Origin of the sequence: Taklimakanibacter lacteus (genome assembly GCA_003576695.1) — a bacterium.
Lineage (GTDB): Bacteria > Pseudomonadota > Alphaproteobacteria > Rhizobiales > Aestuariivirgaceae > Taklimakanibacter > Taklimakanibacter lacteus.
Genome location: QOZQ01000007.1, coordinates 256,290 through 271,219 on the forward strand (window position 1 = coordinate 256,290; position 14,930 = coordinate 271,219).

Here is a 14,930-nt window from a genome sequence, read left to right on the forward strand (position 1 = left end):
GATCCGTCTGGAGGCAATCTACAGCAAGATCGGAAAAATCAAACCGGCGAAGCGACCGTCAGAAGCGATCGGCGCGGAAGGGCCTCAGATCGATACTGGTCGGCCTGCCCGCCGCGAGCTCGGAAATGAGCTTGCCCGTCACCGATCCGGCGATCAGGCCCTGATGGCCGTGACCGAAGGCGAAGAGCACATTGGGGTGGCGGCGCGAAACATCGATCACCGGAATGCTGTCGGGCGTGCCGGGGCGATGACCCATCCAGCGCTTGACCTCTCCCCCATGCAATTGCGGGAACATCTGCCGGCCCTGACGTAGAAGGATATCCGCCCGCGCATAGTTGGGCGGGGCCTCGAGGCCGGCAATCTCGACGGTGCCGGCGAGGCGCAAGCCCTCTTCCATCGGCGAGGCAACGAATTTGCGCTCGGCCGACAGGGTCTGGATGCGCAACCCCACATCGGCGCCCTTGACCATGACATGATAGCCGCGCTCGGTGTCGAGCGGCACATCTGTCCCGAGCTTCCTCGCGAGCGCGCCCGACCAGGCGCCGGCCGCGAGAACGACGCGCTCCACCGGGCGGCGCCCCTGATCGGTGAGGACCGCGACCGGTCCATGGGCTCCAAGCTCGAAGCCTTCGACCCTCGCCCTGATGAAGCGCACGCCCTGGCGCGCCGCATGCTCGGCGAGGCTCGCCACCAGGCGGCCCGGATTCTTCGCCTGGCCCTGATCCGGCAAATACACGGCGCGCTGATAGATGGGCGCCAAAGCCGGCTCGAGCTGGCGCAGCTCATCCTTGTTCAGCACTTGGAAATTGACCCCGCGCTCGCGCCGCAGCCCCAGGCTGAAGGCGCTTTTCTCCGGGCCTTGCGGATCCTCATAGACGAAGAGCTGGCCGCGCCTGGCGATCAGATCCTCGCAACCGGCCTCTTTCACCAGAGGCTCGTAGCAATCGAAGGTGAGCCGATGCAGCGAGCGCATCGCATCGGCGATCTCGACGACGCGCTCCTTGCGGGCGGAGGCCAGATAGCGCAGCAGCCAGGGCAGCGCCTGCGGCAGATAGGACAGGCGCACGAAAAGAGGGCCCTCGGGATCGAGCAGCCATTTCGGGATGTTCTTCATCAATCCCGGCATGGCATTGGGAATGCACGATCCCGGGCAGATGCCGCCGGCATTGCCATAGGAGCATTGCGCTTCCGAGCCCGGCAGAGCCGGGTCGATCACTTCGACATCGAAGCCTTCGCGCAAGAGGTAGTTCGCCGAGCAGACGCCGATGATGCCGGCGCCGATGACGGTTATTTGCTTGGCCGCATCTGCTGAAACCATGTTCGATGCCCTAGTCCTGCACCATTCCACAACCCGTCATCCCGGCGAAAGCCGCTATTGGATTCACATATCGTAGAAGGGATTGCGACCTTGCCCTCGCCCCGCTTCAGCGGGGAGAGGGAGGGCCCCATTGCGAAAGCAATGGGAGGGTGAGGGGCCTGTCTGAAAGTTGCGCGCAGGCCCCTCACCCTTCCCGCCGCTGCGCGGCGGGCCCCTACCCTCTCCCCGCTGAAGCGGGGCGAGGGTGAAAGGCTCGCCCGCGAATTGTGTGCATATGATAGCGGCGAAAGCCGGGATCCATTGGAACGATGCCACGCGAGCAGCGCTGCCGATACTGCACCGATTTAGGGGATCCCGGCTTGCGCCGGGATGACGGAAGGAATGTAAGCCGCGACGACTTCGCATGTGACGGTCTTCTATGGCACCGAGGGATCCGGCTTGCCGGCGCGCAGGGCGGCGAGGCCCTTGGATGCGATCGTCTGCAGCATGCGGAAGTCGCTCAGATATGAGATGAAGTCATAGCCGGCGGCGATCATCTCGATTCCATATTGCACGGAGCCGACATGGATACCGGCCGGGACCTTGTGCTTCTTCGCCATGGCGCCGACATGCCTGATCGCCTCGAAGACCTTGGGGAAGCGCGGATCGAAGCCGGCATTCTCGCCCATACTGACCGCAAGATCCGAGGGACCGACATAGATCGAATCGAGACCCGGCGTGGTCAGGATGTCCTCGACATTCTTCACGGCCTCGGCCGATTCGATCATCGCCATGGTGATGATGGTGGAGTTGGCGTGTTTCACATAATCGGCGCCGGCATAGAGCGAGGCGCGCAAGGGCCCGACGCTGCGCAGGCCCTGCGGCGCATAGCGGCAGGCGGCGACGAAGGCCTGGGCCTCGGCGCGGTTGTTCACCATCGGACAGATGATGCCATAGGCGCCGGCATCGAGCGACTTGCCGATGATCGCCGGATCGAACCACGGGATGCGGATCAAGGGCGTCGTGTCGGTGGTCGAGATCGCCTGCAGCATGGGCAGCGCGTCGGAATAGTCGATGGCGCCATGCTGCATGTCGATGCAGATGCTGTCCCAGCCCTGCTTCGCCATCAGCTCGGCGGAAATGGAGGACGGGATGGCGAGCCAGCCATTGATGACGGTGCCGCCCCCGGCCCAGATCTTCCTAATCTTGTTCTCTCTCATGGGACGTCTCCTTGCATCAGGGATTGAGGATGAGATCGGCGGCCTTCTCGGCAATGGCGATCGTGGTGATGTTGGTGTTGGCGCTGATCATGGAGGGCATGACCGAGGCATCGACGACGCGCAGGCCCTCGACGCCCCGCACCCGACAGCGCGGATCGAGCACGGCGAGGGGATCGTCAGCAGCACCCATGCGGCAGGTGCCCGACACATGCCAACCCGACCAGACGGATGATTTGATCCAGTCGGCAATGGCCTCATCGTCCTTGACCATGCGGTGTAATTTCTCGGTGGTGCCGAATTTCTGGCGCAGCACGATGTTGCGCGTGACCGGCGTCGCATCGAGCAGGAAGGCGGCGGTCGCCGTCTTCACCCAGTTGGAGGCCTTGCGCACGCTCATGGCGCGCACCTCGTCGGTATAGCCGGCAAGGAACCAGGTGTTGATTAGCGGCCGCACCTCGGGCGACTCCATGATGCGATAGAGCCGCTTGAAGCCGTCGACGAGACGGGCGAGGTCGCGCGCATCGGAAGCGAGATTGAGGTCGATCTCGGGCTCGTCCAGAGCTGAGGCGCTGCGCAGGCGCACCGTGCCTTGCGAATAGGACCGGTTCACGCAGACATTCAGCGCCGCGATGCTGCGCCCCAGCGGATGCCAGCCGGCACGGTTCACCGGCATGATGAGCATGTCGCCTTTGTCACACTGGGCGGCGTTGGACGAATAGCGGACGCCCAGGAAGATGTGGCGGCGTTGCCGGCGCGGCAGGCGGCCTTCCGGCTTCATATGCGCGGCGACCGCGATATGGGGATGATCGGTGAGGTTCTCGCCGACGCCCGGAACATCGGCCACCACCTCGATATTGTGATGCCTCAGATGCCCCGCAGGTCCGACGCCGGAGCGCATCAGCATGGCGGGCGAATGAAGAGCTCCCGACGAGATGATGACTTCGCGCGCTTCGACATGCTGGCGCTTGCCGGCGAGCACGACATCGATGCCGGTGGCCTTGCGGCCGTCGAAGGTGACGCGCTCGACAAAGGCATTGGCGAAGATCGCGAGATTGGGCCGCTTGCGCGTTTCGGCATCGAGATAGCCGATTGCGGTCGAGACGCGCCGGTCATTCTCATTGGAGAGCGGCAAGGGAAAGGATCCGTCCTCGAATGTGCCGTTGTAATCGGGCAAATAGGCATGCCCGTCCTTCTCGACACTGGCGAGCACCGCCTTGGTGAAGCCCGCCCAGTCCGGCGGGAAGACCCGGCGGATCGGAATGCGCCCGTCCTTGCCGTGCATCGGCCCGTCGAAATCGAGATCGCGCTCGAGCTTCCTGAGGAAGGGCAGCATGCCCTCATAGTTCCAGCCTTCGGCGCCCAGCGACTGCCAGTGGTCATAGTCCGAGGGCAGTCCGCGCACGGCGAACTGGCCGTTGATGCTGGAGCCGCCGCCCATCACCTTCGCCTGCTCGAGCTTGGAGGGCCGGGCGGCACCTTCATTGAGCCTGGGGGAGCGCGTATAGACCTTGAGATCGGTCCAGTGATAGCGCGGATCGAAATAGGAAAGACCCGGATAGCTGTCGGCAATGATGTCGGGAATATCGTCGGGCGGCGTGTCGGGGCCGGCCTCGAAAACCGCGACCTTGTTGCGGCTTCCGGCCGAAAGGCGATTGGCCAGTACGGCGCCGGCCGACCCGCCTCCGACGATGACATAGTCGAATTTCATTCTTCTGCCGCTTCACTTATGCGTAGTTGACCCAGACCGCCTTCTTGCGCAGGAAGGCCTCGATGCCGGCGCGCCCCATATCCTTGCCGTAGCCTGAGGATTTGAAGCCACCCGCGGGTGAGGTGAATTCCGGCGCGCGGCCGTGATGGTTGACCCACACGGTGCCGGCCTCGATCCGGTCGGCGGCATGAAGCGCCTTGCTTATATCGGTGGTATGGACGCTCGCCGCCAGGCCGAAGGTCGGATGATCGGCAAGTGCCATGCCTTCCTCGGCATCGTCGAAGCGATGCACCGAAGCGACCGGCCCGAAGAATTCCTCCCTGAAGCCGGTCATGTCCTCGCTCACGCCTTCGAGAATGGTCGGCGCGTAGAAGGCGCCTTCATTGCGGCTCTCCATGAAGCTGCCGCCGGTGCGCAGCGATGCCCCTTCCTTGAGCGTCTGGCGCACCAGGCTGTCGATGCGGTCCGCCTGCCTGCGGCTGATGATCGGCGCGAAATCGGTGTCGGCATTCCAGGTCGGCCCCGGCTTCACCGCCTTGCAGCGCCGCTCGATCCGGTCGAGCAGCTCATCGGCGATCTTCCTCTCGACCACAATGCGCGAGCCCGCGGTGCAGACCTGGCCGGCATTGGCGATGAAGGCCGCGGCGATACGAGCCGACACCTTGTCGAGATCGCCCGCATCGGCAAAGACGAGCTGCGGGCTCTTGCCGCCCAGTTCGAGGGTCAGCGGCTTGATGCCGGCTTCGCGAATGATGGCAAGGCCGGTCGTGCTCGAGCCGGTGAAGGAAATCTTGCGGATATCCGGGTGGCGCACAATGGCGCTGCCGGTCGTAGACCCAAGGCCATTGATGATGTTGAGCAGCCCCGCCGGCAGGCTCGCCCTTGCCGCGAGATCGGCGAGCGCCAGCAGCGAATGCGGCGTCAGTTCCGATGTCTTCATCACCACCGCATTGCCGGCGGCAAGGGCCGGCGCGAATTTCCACGCCGCGGTGATCATCGGGAAATTCCACGGCACGATGGTGCCGACAATGCCATAGGGCTCGTTTTTGACGAGGCTCAGCGTGCCCTCTTCCGTCGCCGTCACATCGCCTTCGAGCTTGTCGCAATATTCGGCGAAGAAGCGGATCACTTCGGCGGTGCGCGCCACATCGCCGACCGCCGTCAGCGAGATGAGCCGGCTCGAACCCGCGGCTTCGAGGCGGGCGAGATATTCATTCTGCTCATCGACGAGATCAGCCCAGCGATGCAGAACGCGGGCGCGCTGGCGCGGCGCAATCCGCGCCCAGCGGCTTTCTTTCAAAGAGCGTCGGGCTTCCGCGACAGCACGCTCGACCGCTTCCGTGCCGCCGTCTTCGATGGCGCCCATCGGCTGATGGTCGGACGGGCGCAATACATCGATATCGGCCTTGCCGAGCTGAACGAATTTGCCGCCAATATGATGGCCGGAAGGAATGGCGAGTTGGGCTGGATCGAAAGTCAGGGTCATCATCAATTCCTCAGGCGACCTTGAGATAGGCCGTGCGCAATTCGGTATAGAAGTCGATGACCGGCCGGCCCTGCTCCTTGACGCCGAGGCCGGAGGCCTTGCTGCCACCGAAGGGCGCCTGGAGTTCGACACCGGCCGTCGGCAGATTTACCGAGGTGACACCGGCCTGGGCCCGGTTCAGGAACTGATGCGCGCTGGCGAGGCTCGTGGTGCAGATCGATGAGCTCAAGCCGTGCTCGGTGTCGTTGGCGAGCGTGATCGCCTCATCGAGGTCCGCCACCGTGAACAATGCCACCACCGGCCCGAAAATCTCCTCTCTGGCGATCTTCGCCTCGGGCTTCACATGATCGAAGATGGTGGGCTCGATGAAATAGCCCGCCCGGTTTTGCCCGCTGTCGCCCCCCAGCAGCAATTCAGCCCCCTCTTCCGCGCCGCTCTTTATATAAGAGCGGATCTTCTCATATTGCCTGGCATCGACGACGGGGCCGACAAAGGTCTTTGCGTCACGCGCGTCACCGACGGCGAGCGCCCTGGCCTTCTCGACAAAGGCCTTCGTGAAGGCCTCCTTGATGCCCTTCTGCACGATGACGCGGCTGGTCGCCGTGCATTTCTGGCCGGCATTGCGAAAGGCGCCCTCGATCGCGGTCAAGACGGCGAGATCGAGATCGGCATCATCGAGCACGATCAGCGGGTTCTTGCCGCCAAGCTCGCATTGCACCTTGGCGCGCCGCGCCGAGGCCGCCTGGTGGACGGCAAAGCCCACTTTCTGCGATCCGGTGAAGGAAATGCCGGCAAGGCCCGGATGGTCGACGATCGCCTGGCCGATATCGAAGCCATCGCCATGCAGCAGATTGAGCACGCCCGCCGGGAGGCCCGCATCGACAAGCGTCTGGGCCATGGCGATCGAGGTGTAAGGCGCCTGCAGGCAGGGCTTCCATACGATGGTGTTGCCGGTGATCAGCGCCGGGCCGATCTTCCAGGCCGGGATCGACATGGGGAAATTCCACGGCGTGATCTGGCCGACGGCGCCCAAGGGCTTGCGCAGCGTATAGGCCACGACGCCCGGGCGGCCGGAGGGAAGATTGTCGCCGGTGAGGCGCGTGCCCTCGCCCGCATAGAACTCCCAGACGCGGGCCGAATAGAGCGCTTCGCCGCGTGCTTCCTCGATCGGCTTGCCGACCTCGCGGCTTGCCTGCTGGGCGATGGCCTCGACGCGCTCGCGCAGGAGGCCTGCCGCCTTGCGCAGGATCTCGCCGCGGGCGATCGGTGTTTCATGGGCCCAGCCGGGCGCCGCGCGGTTGGCGGCGGCCACCGCCTTGTTCACATCATCGATGCTCGACAACGCATAGTCGGCGATCACATCGGCCGTGTCGGAAGGATTGATGGCACGATAGGTCGCCTTGCCGGCTGGCGGCAAGGCCTTGTTGTCGATGATATTGCAGACGGTCATTCGATACTCCTTAATGCGTGGCGGCGGCGGTCTTGCCTTCGAGGAAAGGCCGCAGCAGATCGGCGGTCTCGTGGAACCGGCCGACAAATTGCTTGAGACGCGGATGCTCGGGGTGGAGCAGCACCTGCTCGGGCGGTCCGTCCGCCGCGATCAGCCCCTGGTCGATGAAGATCACCCGATCGGCGATCTCGAGCGCGAAACCCAATTCATGGGTGACGACCATCATCGTCATGCCGCTTCTGGCCAGCGCCACCATGGCCTTCAGCACCTCGCCGACCAGCTCGGGATCGAGCGCCGAGGTCGGCTCGTCGAACAGCATCACCTTGGGATCCATGGCGAGGGCGCGCGCGATGGCGACGCGCTGCTGCTGGCCGCCCGAGAGCTGCGCCGGGCGCTTGTCGACATGCTGGTCGAGGCCCATTTGGGCAAGGAGATCGCGGGCGCGCTTCTCCACCTCCTGCCGGTTCTGCCGCTTCACCGTGACCGGCGCTTCCATGACATTCTGCAGCGCCGTCATATGCGGGAAGAGATTGAACTGCTGGAACACCATGCCGGTCTGGGCGCGGATGCGGTTGACCTGGGCCGGCTTGAGGCCGGCCTTGTCGGCCCCGGACCTGTCGAGATCGAACAAGGTCTCACCGTCGATGACGATCGAGCCCGATGACGGCACATTGAGGAGATTGATGCAGCGCAGAAGCGACGTCTTGCCCGAGCCCGAGCCGCCGATGATGACGACGACCTCGCCCTGCTTCACCGAAAGATCGACGCCGCGCAAGACCTCGGCCTTGCCGAAGCGCAGGCAGATGTCACGGAGCTTGAGGACTTCCTTCGCGTCTTGCATGTGCATGGCGGTTTTCCTCATTTCGTCACCATGCCGGCCTTCTCGAGCTTGCGCGACAGAAGGGTCAAGGGCACGAGGACGACGACGAAGATCAGGCCGATGGCGGTGTAGATCTCCATCGGGCGATAGGTGAAGCTCGATATATAGCTGCCCTGATAGAGGAGGTCGGGCACGGTGATCATCGACAAGAGCGTGGTGTTCTTCATCTGGATGATCGACTGGCCGGCGAGCGGCGGCACCATGCGGCGGAAGGCCTGCGGCAGGATGATGCGGCGCATGCGCTGGCCATAGGACATGCCGAGCGCGGTCGAGGCATCGGTCTGGCCCGGATCGATCGACTGGACGCCGGCGCGCAGGATCTCGGCATAGAAGGAGCCGACATAGAAGCTGAGCGCCAGGAAGCCGGCCCAGCCCTTGGTGATGTTCACGCCGAGAAAGATCGGCAGGGCATAGTAGGTCCACAGGACGATGACGAGCAGCGGGATGTTGCGGAAGAATTCGACATAGAGGCGGCCGAGCCACACCAGCGGCCGGAACGGGCTCAGCTGGATGAGGCCGATGACGAGGCCGATCAGGAGTCCGGCGACGATGGTGGTGACCGTGTAATAGAGCGTGATGAGAAACCCCTGCCAGAGCAGATGGGCGTTGGAAGTCACGACGGTCCAGTCGAAGGTCATGGCACGGCCTCTTCTCGGTTGGCGGCCTGCCGGTCGCAACCGGCAGGCCTGTTTGCAGACGGCTTCAGGTCAGAAGCTGAAGCCCGCGGGCAGGATCGACAGATCGATGCCGCGCGATTCCCAGGACCGCGCCAGCTTGCCCTGGGCCAAGCCCAGAGAGCGCTGCTGCAGCACCCAGTTGGTCAGGAAGTTGATGAAGCCGGCATTGCCGGGCTTGCGCGCCACGGCGAGCGTCGCCGGATTGCGCAGGATGGGCTCGGGCAGCGAGACATCGCCCAATCCCTGCCCGGTGATCTGCAGCGCATCGAAGATCGAGAAGACGATGGCGTCGGCGCGGTTGGCCTGCAATTCGAGCAGCGCCAGGTTGCGGTCCTCGACCGGCGTGATGGTCGCCTTGGGCAGAAGCGCCTCGGCGACGATCTGCATGGTCGAGCCCTTCTGGACGACGACCTTCTTCGCCGGATCATTGAGCTCGGCCCAGGTCTTCACCGGCTTGCCCTTGGGGGTGAGCACCGCCCAGGCATCGGTGAACAGCGCCTCCCAGAGATAGTCGACCACGAGGCCGCGCTTGGGATTGGGATTGACGCCGATGGCGATGTCGATCTTGCCCGACTGGAAGTCGGCGGCGAGATTGCCCCAGGTGGTCTCGACCGGCTCGATCTTCACGCCGAGCGCCTCGGCGATCTCGGTCAGGAACTCGACATAGAACCCGCTCCAGGCGCCGGTGTCCTTGTCCTTGATATAGCCCGGCTCCTCGCCGGTCATCACCGGGATCTTGAGCACGCCGCTGGAGCGGATCTGGTTGAGCACGGCCGAGGGATCGTCTTCGGCCGAAGCCGGCTGTGGCGTCAAGATGATCGCAAAGCAGAGCGCCACCAGCGCTGCCAGCGATTTCAATGTAAGCGACTTCATTTACGCGTCCTCCTTCTTGTTTGAAGCGTAACCTCCCCTGCCGGCAGGATGCCTACCGGCAAAGAAACCCCTCACCGATCGGATCGTCCGCTTCGAGAACGATCGTCGTGTGAGCCGTGATATGGGCCTGCCCCTCGATCTCGGCGATGATGGCGGGAAAGCCATCGACCTTCGTCTCGCCGGCGATGCGGGCGAGAAAGGGCACGCCCAGAATATTCTTCGCCCGGTAGACGCCATTGGCGGGAATGCGGCCCTGGCGCCTGAGCTGGGCGAGCCGCGCCGATGTCCCGGTGCCGCAGGGCGAGCGGTCGAATTTGTTGATATCGAGAACCAGCAGATGCGTGCTTCCTTCCGCGCCGTGATCGGCATGGAAGAGGACGCTGGGCGCCGGGTCGTTGCCGATCAGCGTGTTGCCGGCGAGCTTTTCCTTGAGCTTCGTCTTGATGACGCTGCCGAGGCGCAGCAATTCGCTGACATGGCCGGGCTCGAGCTTCACGCCGAGGGCCGCGGCATCGACAAGCGCATACCACATGCCGCCATAGGCGAGGTCGGCGGAGACAGGCCCAAGGCCTGCCACATCGACAGTGACCTTCTCGATCGCCAGGTAGCTCGGCACGTTGCGCAGGCGCACCGACCGGAGACCGCCGTCCTTGCCCCAGACGAGGCCGACCGTGACGATGCCGGCCGGCGTTTCCAGCGTGAAGCTGTCGCCGGTCGCAGGTGAGATCTGTCCCGAGGCGGCGAGCGTCTTGGCATAGCCAATGGTGCCGTGGCCGCACATATCGAGATAGACATAGGAGGAAATGAAGAAGGCGCCGTAATCGGCGACCCGCGACGGCACCGGCACGAGGCCCACCATCGCCGCATGGCCCCTGGGCTCATGCAGCAGCAGCGTGCGCAGATGATCGAAGCGGCGGCGGAAATCGTCGCGGGCGTCGCGCACCGAATTGCCCGAAAGAGCGGGAACGCCGCTCAGGATCACACGGGTCGGGTGGCCTGCCGTGTGCGAGTCGATGACATCGAAAGAGGACGCAATACGCAGCATTTGGGATCATTCCTTGCCGAAAGTCTCGGCGATGGCCCCCCGCATGAACTGCCAGATGTAGTGAATGATGTATTCGGTGAGTTCCTTGGCGCGCTCGGGCTGCCCGGAAACGATCGCCTCATAGATCTCGGCGGTGCGCGACATGGTGATGTCGACGATCTGTGGATTATGGGCATAGCCGATGAAGCGGTAGCGCAGCGCCTGCTTGTCGAGGCTGGCGAGCAGGCGCTTCAAAGTGCGGTTGTCGGAGAGATCATAAGTGAGCGCGGAACCCCGCACGTCGACCATGAAGAACTCACGGCCATCGCCCCTCGCATGCGCCGCGCGCAGCTCCTCGAGCAGGCCGGCGAACTCCTTCTTGCGCTCGGCATCGGTCGACTTTGCCGCCTGCTCGGCGGCAACGCCTTCGAGCTCGATGCGGCAGGTATAGATCTCGTCGAAATCCTTGAGCGACAGCGGCGCCACCCAGATGCCGCGCCGCGCCGCGCGCAGAACGAGGCCGTCGCGCTCCAGCAGCCGCAATGCTTCGCGCACCGGCGAGCGCGAGACGCCATAACGGGCCGCGACCTCTTCCTCGGTCAGGCGCGCCATCGGCGCCAGCTCGCCCAGGATGATCGCCTTCTCCAGAAGGGCGGCAAGGCCCTCGGGAATGGCGGCGGAAAGATCATGACGAAGAGGTTTGTTCATGTTCCGTATTGTATGGTGTATACACCGTACAATATTAAGATACCGTCCCCTGAGTCAAGGCTTTCCGGGCGGATCCCCGAAGAATCGCGCGCAGACGGCTTAACTATCTGATTTATTTTGAATTTACGCTTGACCAGTCACCAGCGGCCAGACCGGCTTCAACGCTCTATATAATGAGCGGAAGGCTTCGATCCGCGGCCGATAGGCTTCACTCAGGGCCGGGTCCGGCGCGATCACATCTTTTACCGGAGGCGGAATGACGACCGCCCTCGCCTCCTCGCCGGTGACGGCGAGCCGCGCCAGCCGTGCCGCGCCATAGGCAGGTCCGCGGTCGGACGCGTCATAGCGCACCAGGCTGACCTCGAGGATCGAGGCGATGAGCTTCGCCCAGAAGGCCGAGCGCGCGCCGCCGCCAATGAGCGCCAGCGACTGGGGCTTGGCTGATCCCCCCGTCAGAACATCAAGACCGTCGGCGAGAGAGAAGGCGACGCTTTCGAGAATGGCCTGCACCAGGTCGGCACGCGTCGTCGAATTCGTCATGCCGACAAGAGCGGCGCGCGCCAGAGGATCGTTGAGCGGCGTGCGCTCGCCATAAAGATAAGGAAGCGCCAGGAGATAGGACGGTCCGGTGAAACTCGCTTCCGCCTCCTGCAGCAGGGCCGCGATATCGGCCTCTCCCGACCAGCGCGCGAAAGCGGCGAGCGGGCTTGCGCCATTCAACAATGCCGCCATTCGGAACCAGCGATCGGGCAGGCCATGGCAGAAGGCATGCACCAGGCGCTCGGGATCCGGCAGATGTTTCGTGTCGGCGAGAAAGACCTGGGCGGATGTGCCCAAGGACACGAAGCCATCGCCTGGATTGACGACGCCCACGCCGATGCCGCCCGCGGCGACATCACCTGCACCCGCAGCGATCACCACATTCACCGGCAGTCCCCAGCGCCGGGCCAGATCGTCCTTCAAAGGAGCGCCGGCGCTGCGCGATTCGACCAGGCGCGGCAGCAATTGCGCGTCGATGCCGCAGGCGGCGAGGGCCGCTTGCGACCATTGGCGCTTGTCCTGATCGATCAGCCAGGCGCCGGCCGCATCGGTGACATCGGTGAGCTTCTCGCCCGAAAGCTTCAGGCGGATGAAATCCTTGGCGATCAGCAGGGTTCGCGTGCGCTTGACCGCGTCAGGCTCGTGACGCTTGAGCCACAGGAATTTCGGGCCGGTGAAGCCGGGCATCGGCAGGACACCAGTCTCGCGCTGCAGGCCGATGCCCAATGCGGCGAGCTCGGCCGCTTCCCTGGTGGAGCGCCCGTCATTCCACAGAATGGCCGGGCGAACCGGCTGGTCTGCTGCATCGAGGAGAACGGCCGAATGCATCTGGCCGGAAAGGCCGATGCCGCGCACGCCGGACATGGGCTTGGCGTGGTCGCGCGCCAGGCGATCGAGACCCGTTGCCACCGCCTGCCACCACTTCTCCGGATCGTCCTCGGACCACAGCGGCCTGGGTTGCACCGGCGCCAAAGGCTCCTCGGCGCTCGCCACCACCTCCTGCGCCGCATCGACGAGAATGAATTTGACGGCGGATGTGCCGATATCGATGCCGAGATACATGCGGGCCTTTCCGGATCAGAGAGAGGCCAGCACCTTTTGCGCGATTTTCGCGGGCGTCAAGCCAAGCTCGTCATAGACTTGCGGTCCGGGCCCGGAAAAGCCGAAACGGTCGATGCCGATGATATGCGCATCATCCGCCACATAGCGATGCCAGCCGAAGGGCGAAGCCGCCTCGATGGCGAAGCGTGGCGCCTGCCCCAGCACATCGGCGCGGTAACCGGCCGGCTGCCGTTCGAATGCCTCCCAGCACGGCATCGAGACGACCGTCGCCTTGAGGTTCGTGGCGGCCAGAAGCTTCCGGACTTCGACGGCAAGGCTCACTTCCGATCCCGTCGCCAGGAGCGTCACATCGCGATCGCCGGCGTCCCCGGAGATCACATAGGCTCCGCTTCGCGCCGGCATGTCGTCCCGCATTTCGGTGCGCAGCTGCGGCACCTTCTGGCGCGCGACGGCCATCACGCTCGGCCCCTCGCCGGCAACGGCATCATACCAGCATTCGAGCGCCTCGACCTTGTCGGCCGGACGATAGACCCGCAGGCCCGGCATGGCGCGCAACGAGGCCAGCTGCTCGATCGGCTGATGCGTCGGGCCGTCCTCGCCGACGCCGATCGAATCATGACTGAACAGGAAGACCACCTTGATGCCCATGAGGGCGGCAAGCCGCATGGAGGGCCGGCAATAATCGCTGAAGGTGAGATAGGTGCCGCCATAGGGAAGAAAGCCGCCATGCAGCGAAAGCCCGTTCAGTGCCGCCGCCATGCCATGCTCGCGCACGCCATAGGCAATATGCTTGCCCGTGAAGGAGGCGAGATCGAGCGACGGCATTTCGGCGGGCTTGCTCAGCACGCTGCCAGTCAGGTCGGCCGATCCGCCGATCAGTTCCGGCATGAGCCTGGCCAGGACGCCAACCGCCTTCTGGCTGCCCTGGCGCACCGGGATCGCCTCGGGATTGCCGGCGAAATCGTCGAGCGCCGCTATCACGGCAGATTCGAGTCCCTTGGGCAGCCGGCCGGCCATGCGGCGCTCGAATTCCCGGCGGCGATCAGGTGCCGCCTTGGTGAGCCGTCTCTTCCACTGCGCATGATCGGCGCTGCCGCGCTTGCCGGCCGCGCGCCAGGCGGCGATGAGGTTCTGCGGAATATCGAAGGGCGCATGCGGCCAGTTGAGCTTTTCGCGCAGGCCCGTGAGCTCGGCTTCCCCCAGCGGCGCGCCATGGACGATGGATTTGCCTTCCTTGGTGGGCGCGCCGAAACCGATTCGGGTGCGGGCCGCAATGAGGGTCGGGCGATCGGATGCCCGCGCCGTGGTGAGGGCGGTGTCGATCGCCTGGCGATCATGACCGTCGATCTTGAGCGTCATCCAGCCCGAGGCTTCGAAGCGCCTGCGCTGATCGTCCGACGTGGCGAGGCTGGTCGCGCCATCGATCGTCGTGCCATTGTCGTCGAAGATGACGATGAGGCGGTTGAGCTTCATGTGGCCGGCAAGCGAGATCGCTTCCTGGCTGACGCCCTCCATCAGACAGCCATCACCGCAGAATACAAAGGTGCGGTGGTCGACGAGATCGTCGCCGAATTCTGCGTTGAGCATGCGCTCGGCAAGCGCCATGCCGATCGCCGTCGCGATGCCCTGCCCCAAAGGACCGGTCGTCGTCTCAATGCCCGCCATATGCCCGAGCTCGGGATGGCCGGCGGCGCGCGAATGCGCCTGGCGGAAGCGTTTCAATTCATCGAGCGTCGCCGTCTCATAGCCCGTCAGATGCAGCAGCCCGTAAAGCAGCATCGAGCCATGGCCGTTGGAGAGAACGAACCGGTCGCGGTCCGGCCAGCCGGGCGCCGCCGCATCATATTTCAGATGACGGGTGAACAGCACGGTCGCCAGATCGGCCATGCCGAGCGGCATGCCGGGATGGCCCGATTGCGCCTTCTCGACCGCATCGGCGGCGAGGAAGCGCAGGGCATTCGCCATTTGGGGCAGCAGCGAATCCATTCAAGGATGCCTTTCAGGT

At 64.5% G+C, this 14,930-nt stretch carries 12 protein-coding genes; all 12 read right to left on the reverse strand.

Annotated features, from left to right (window positions below):
• Positions 1-58: 58 nt before the first annotated feature.
• The 12 genes from DT068_RS16100 to tkt all read right to left on the reverse strand — a co-directional run bounded on the left by DT068_RS16100 (position 59) and on the right by tkt (position 14,911).
• The gene (locus DT068_RS16100; RefSeq protein ID WP_119390884.1) at positions 59-1,318 is read right to left on the reverse strand and encodes an NAD(P)/FAD-dependent oxidoreductase; all 1,260 of its coding nucleotides are present in this window, start codon (positions 1,316-1,318) and stop codon (positions 59-61) included.
• Positions 1,319-1,734: 416 nt separating this feature from the next.
• A complete protein-coding gene (locus tag DT068_RS16105; protein ID WP_119390885.1) occupies positions 1,735-2,517 on the reverse strand; it encodes an HpcH/HpaI aldolase family protein in 783 nt (260 codons plus the stop codon).
• A 16-nt stretch (positions 2,518-2,533) separates the two neighbouring features.
• Entirely contained in the window at positions 2,534-4,225 is a 1,692-nt protein-coding gene (locus DT068_RS16110) for a GMC family oxidoreductase (protein ID WP_119390886.1), read from the reverse strand.
• A 16-nt stretch (positions 4,226-4,241) separates the two neighbouring features.
• Positions 4,242-5,711 (reverse strand): aldehyde dehydrogenase family protein, encoded by a 1,470-nt coding sequence (locus tag DT068_RS16115; protein ID WP_119390979.1) that lies wholly within the window; start codon positions 5,709-5,711, stop codon positions 4,242-4,244.
• A gap of 10 nt (positions 5,712-5,721) precedes the next feature.
• The gene (locus tag DT068_RS16120; protein WP_119390887.1) at positions 5,722-7,161 is read right to left on the reverse strand and encodes an aldehyde dehydrogenase family protein; all 1,440 of its coding nucleotides are present in this window, start codon (positions 7,159-7,161) and stop codon (positions 5,722-5,724) included.
• Positions 7,162-7,171: 10 nt separating this feature from the next.
• The gene (locus tag DT068_RS16125; RefSeq protein WP_119390888.1) at positions 7,172-8,008 is read right to left on the reverse strand and encodes an amino acid ABC transporter ATP-binding protein; all 837 of its coding nucleotides are present in this window, start codon (positions 8,006-8,008) and stop codon (positions 7,172-7,174) included.
• Positions 8,009-8,019: 11 nt separating this feature from the next.
• The gene (locus DT068_RS16130) at positions 8,020-8,679 is read right to left on the reverse strand and encodes an amino acid ABC transporter permease (protein ID WP_119390889.1); all 660 of its coding nucleotides are present in this window, start codon (positions 8,677-8,679) and stop codon (positions 8,020-8,022) included.
• A gap of 69 nt (positions 8,680-8,748) precedes the next feature.
• The gene (locus tag DT068_RS16135; protein ID WP_119390890.1) at positions 8,749-9,591 is read right to left on the reverse strand and encodes a transporter substrate-binding domain-containing protein; all 843 of its coding nucleotides are present in this window, start codon (positions 9,589-9,591) and stop codon (positions 8,749-8,751) included.
• A gap of 52 nt (positions 9,592-9,643) precedes the next feature.
• Positions 9,644-10,636: a proline racemase family protein gene (locus DT068_RS16140; RefSeq protein WP_119390891.1), complete on the reverse strand. Its 993-nt coding sequence runs from the start codon at positions 10,634-10,636 to the stop codon at positions 9,644-9,646.
• Positions 10,637-10,642: 6 nt separating this feature from the next.
• Positions 10,643-11,323, reverse strand: coding sequence for a GntR family transcriptional regulator (locus DT068_RS16145; protein WP_119390892.1), 681 nt, complete (start codon positions 11,321-11,323; stop codon positions 10,643-10,645).
• A 123-nt stretch (positions 11,324-11,446) separates the two neighbouring features.
• Complete coding sequence (xylB, locus tag DT068_RS16150) at positions 11,447-12,925, reverse strand: xylulokinase (protein ID WP_119390893.1); 1,479 nt, start codon at positions 12,923-12,925, stop codon at positions 11,447-11,449.
• Between the two features lie 15 nt (positions 12,926-12,940).
• A complete protein-coding gene (gene tkt / locus DT068_RS16155) occupies positions 12,941-14,911 on the reverse strand; it encodes a transketolase (protein ID WP_119390894.1) in 1,971 nt (656 codons plus the stop codon).
• Positions 14,912-14,930 lie beyond the last annotated feature (19 nt).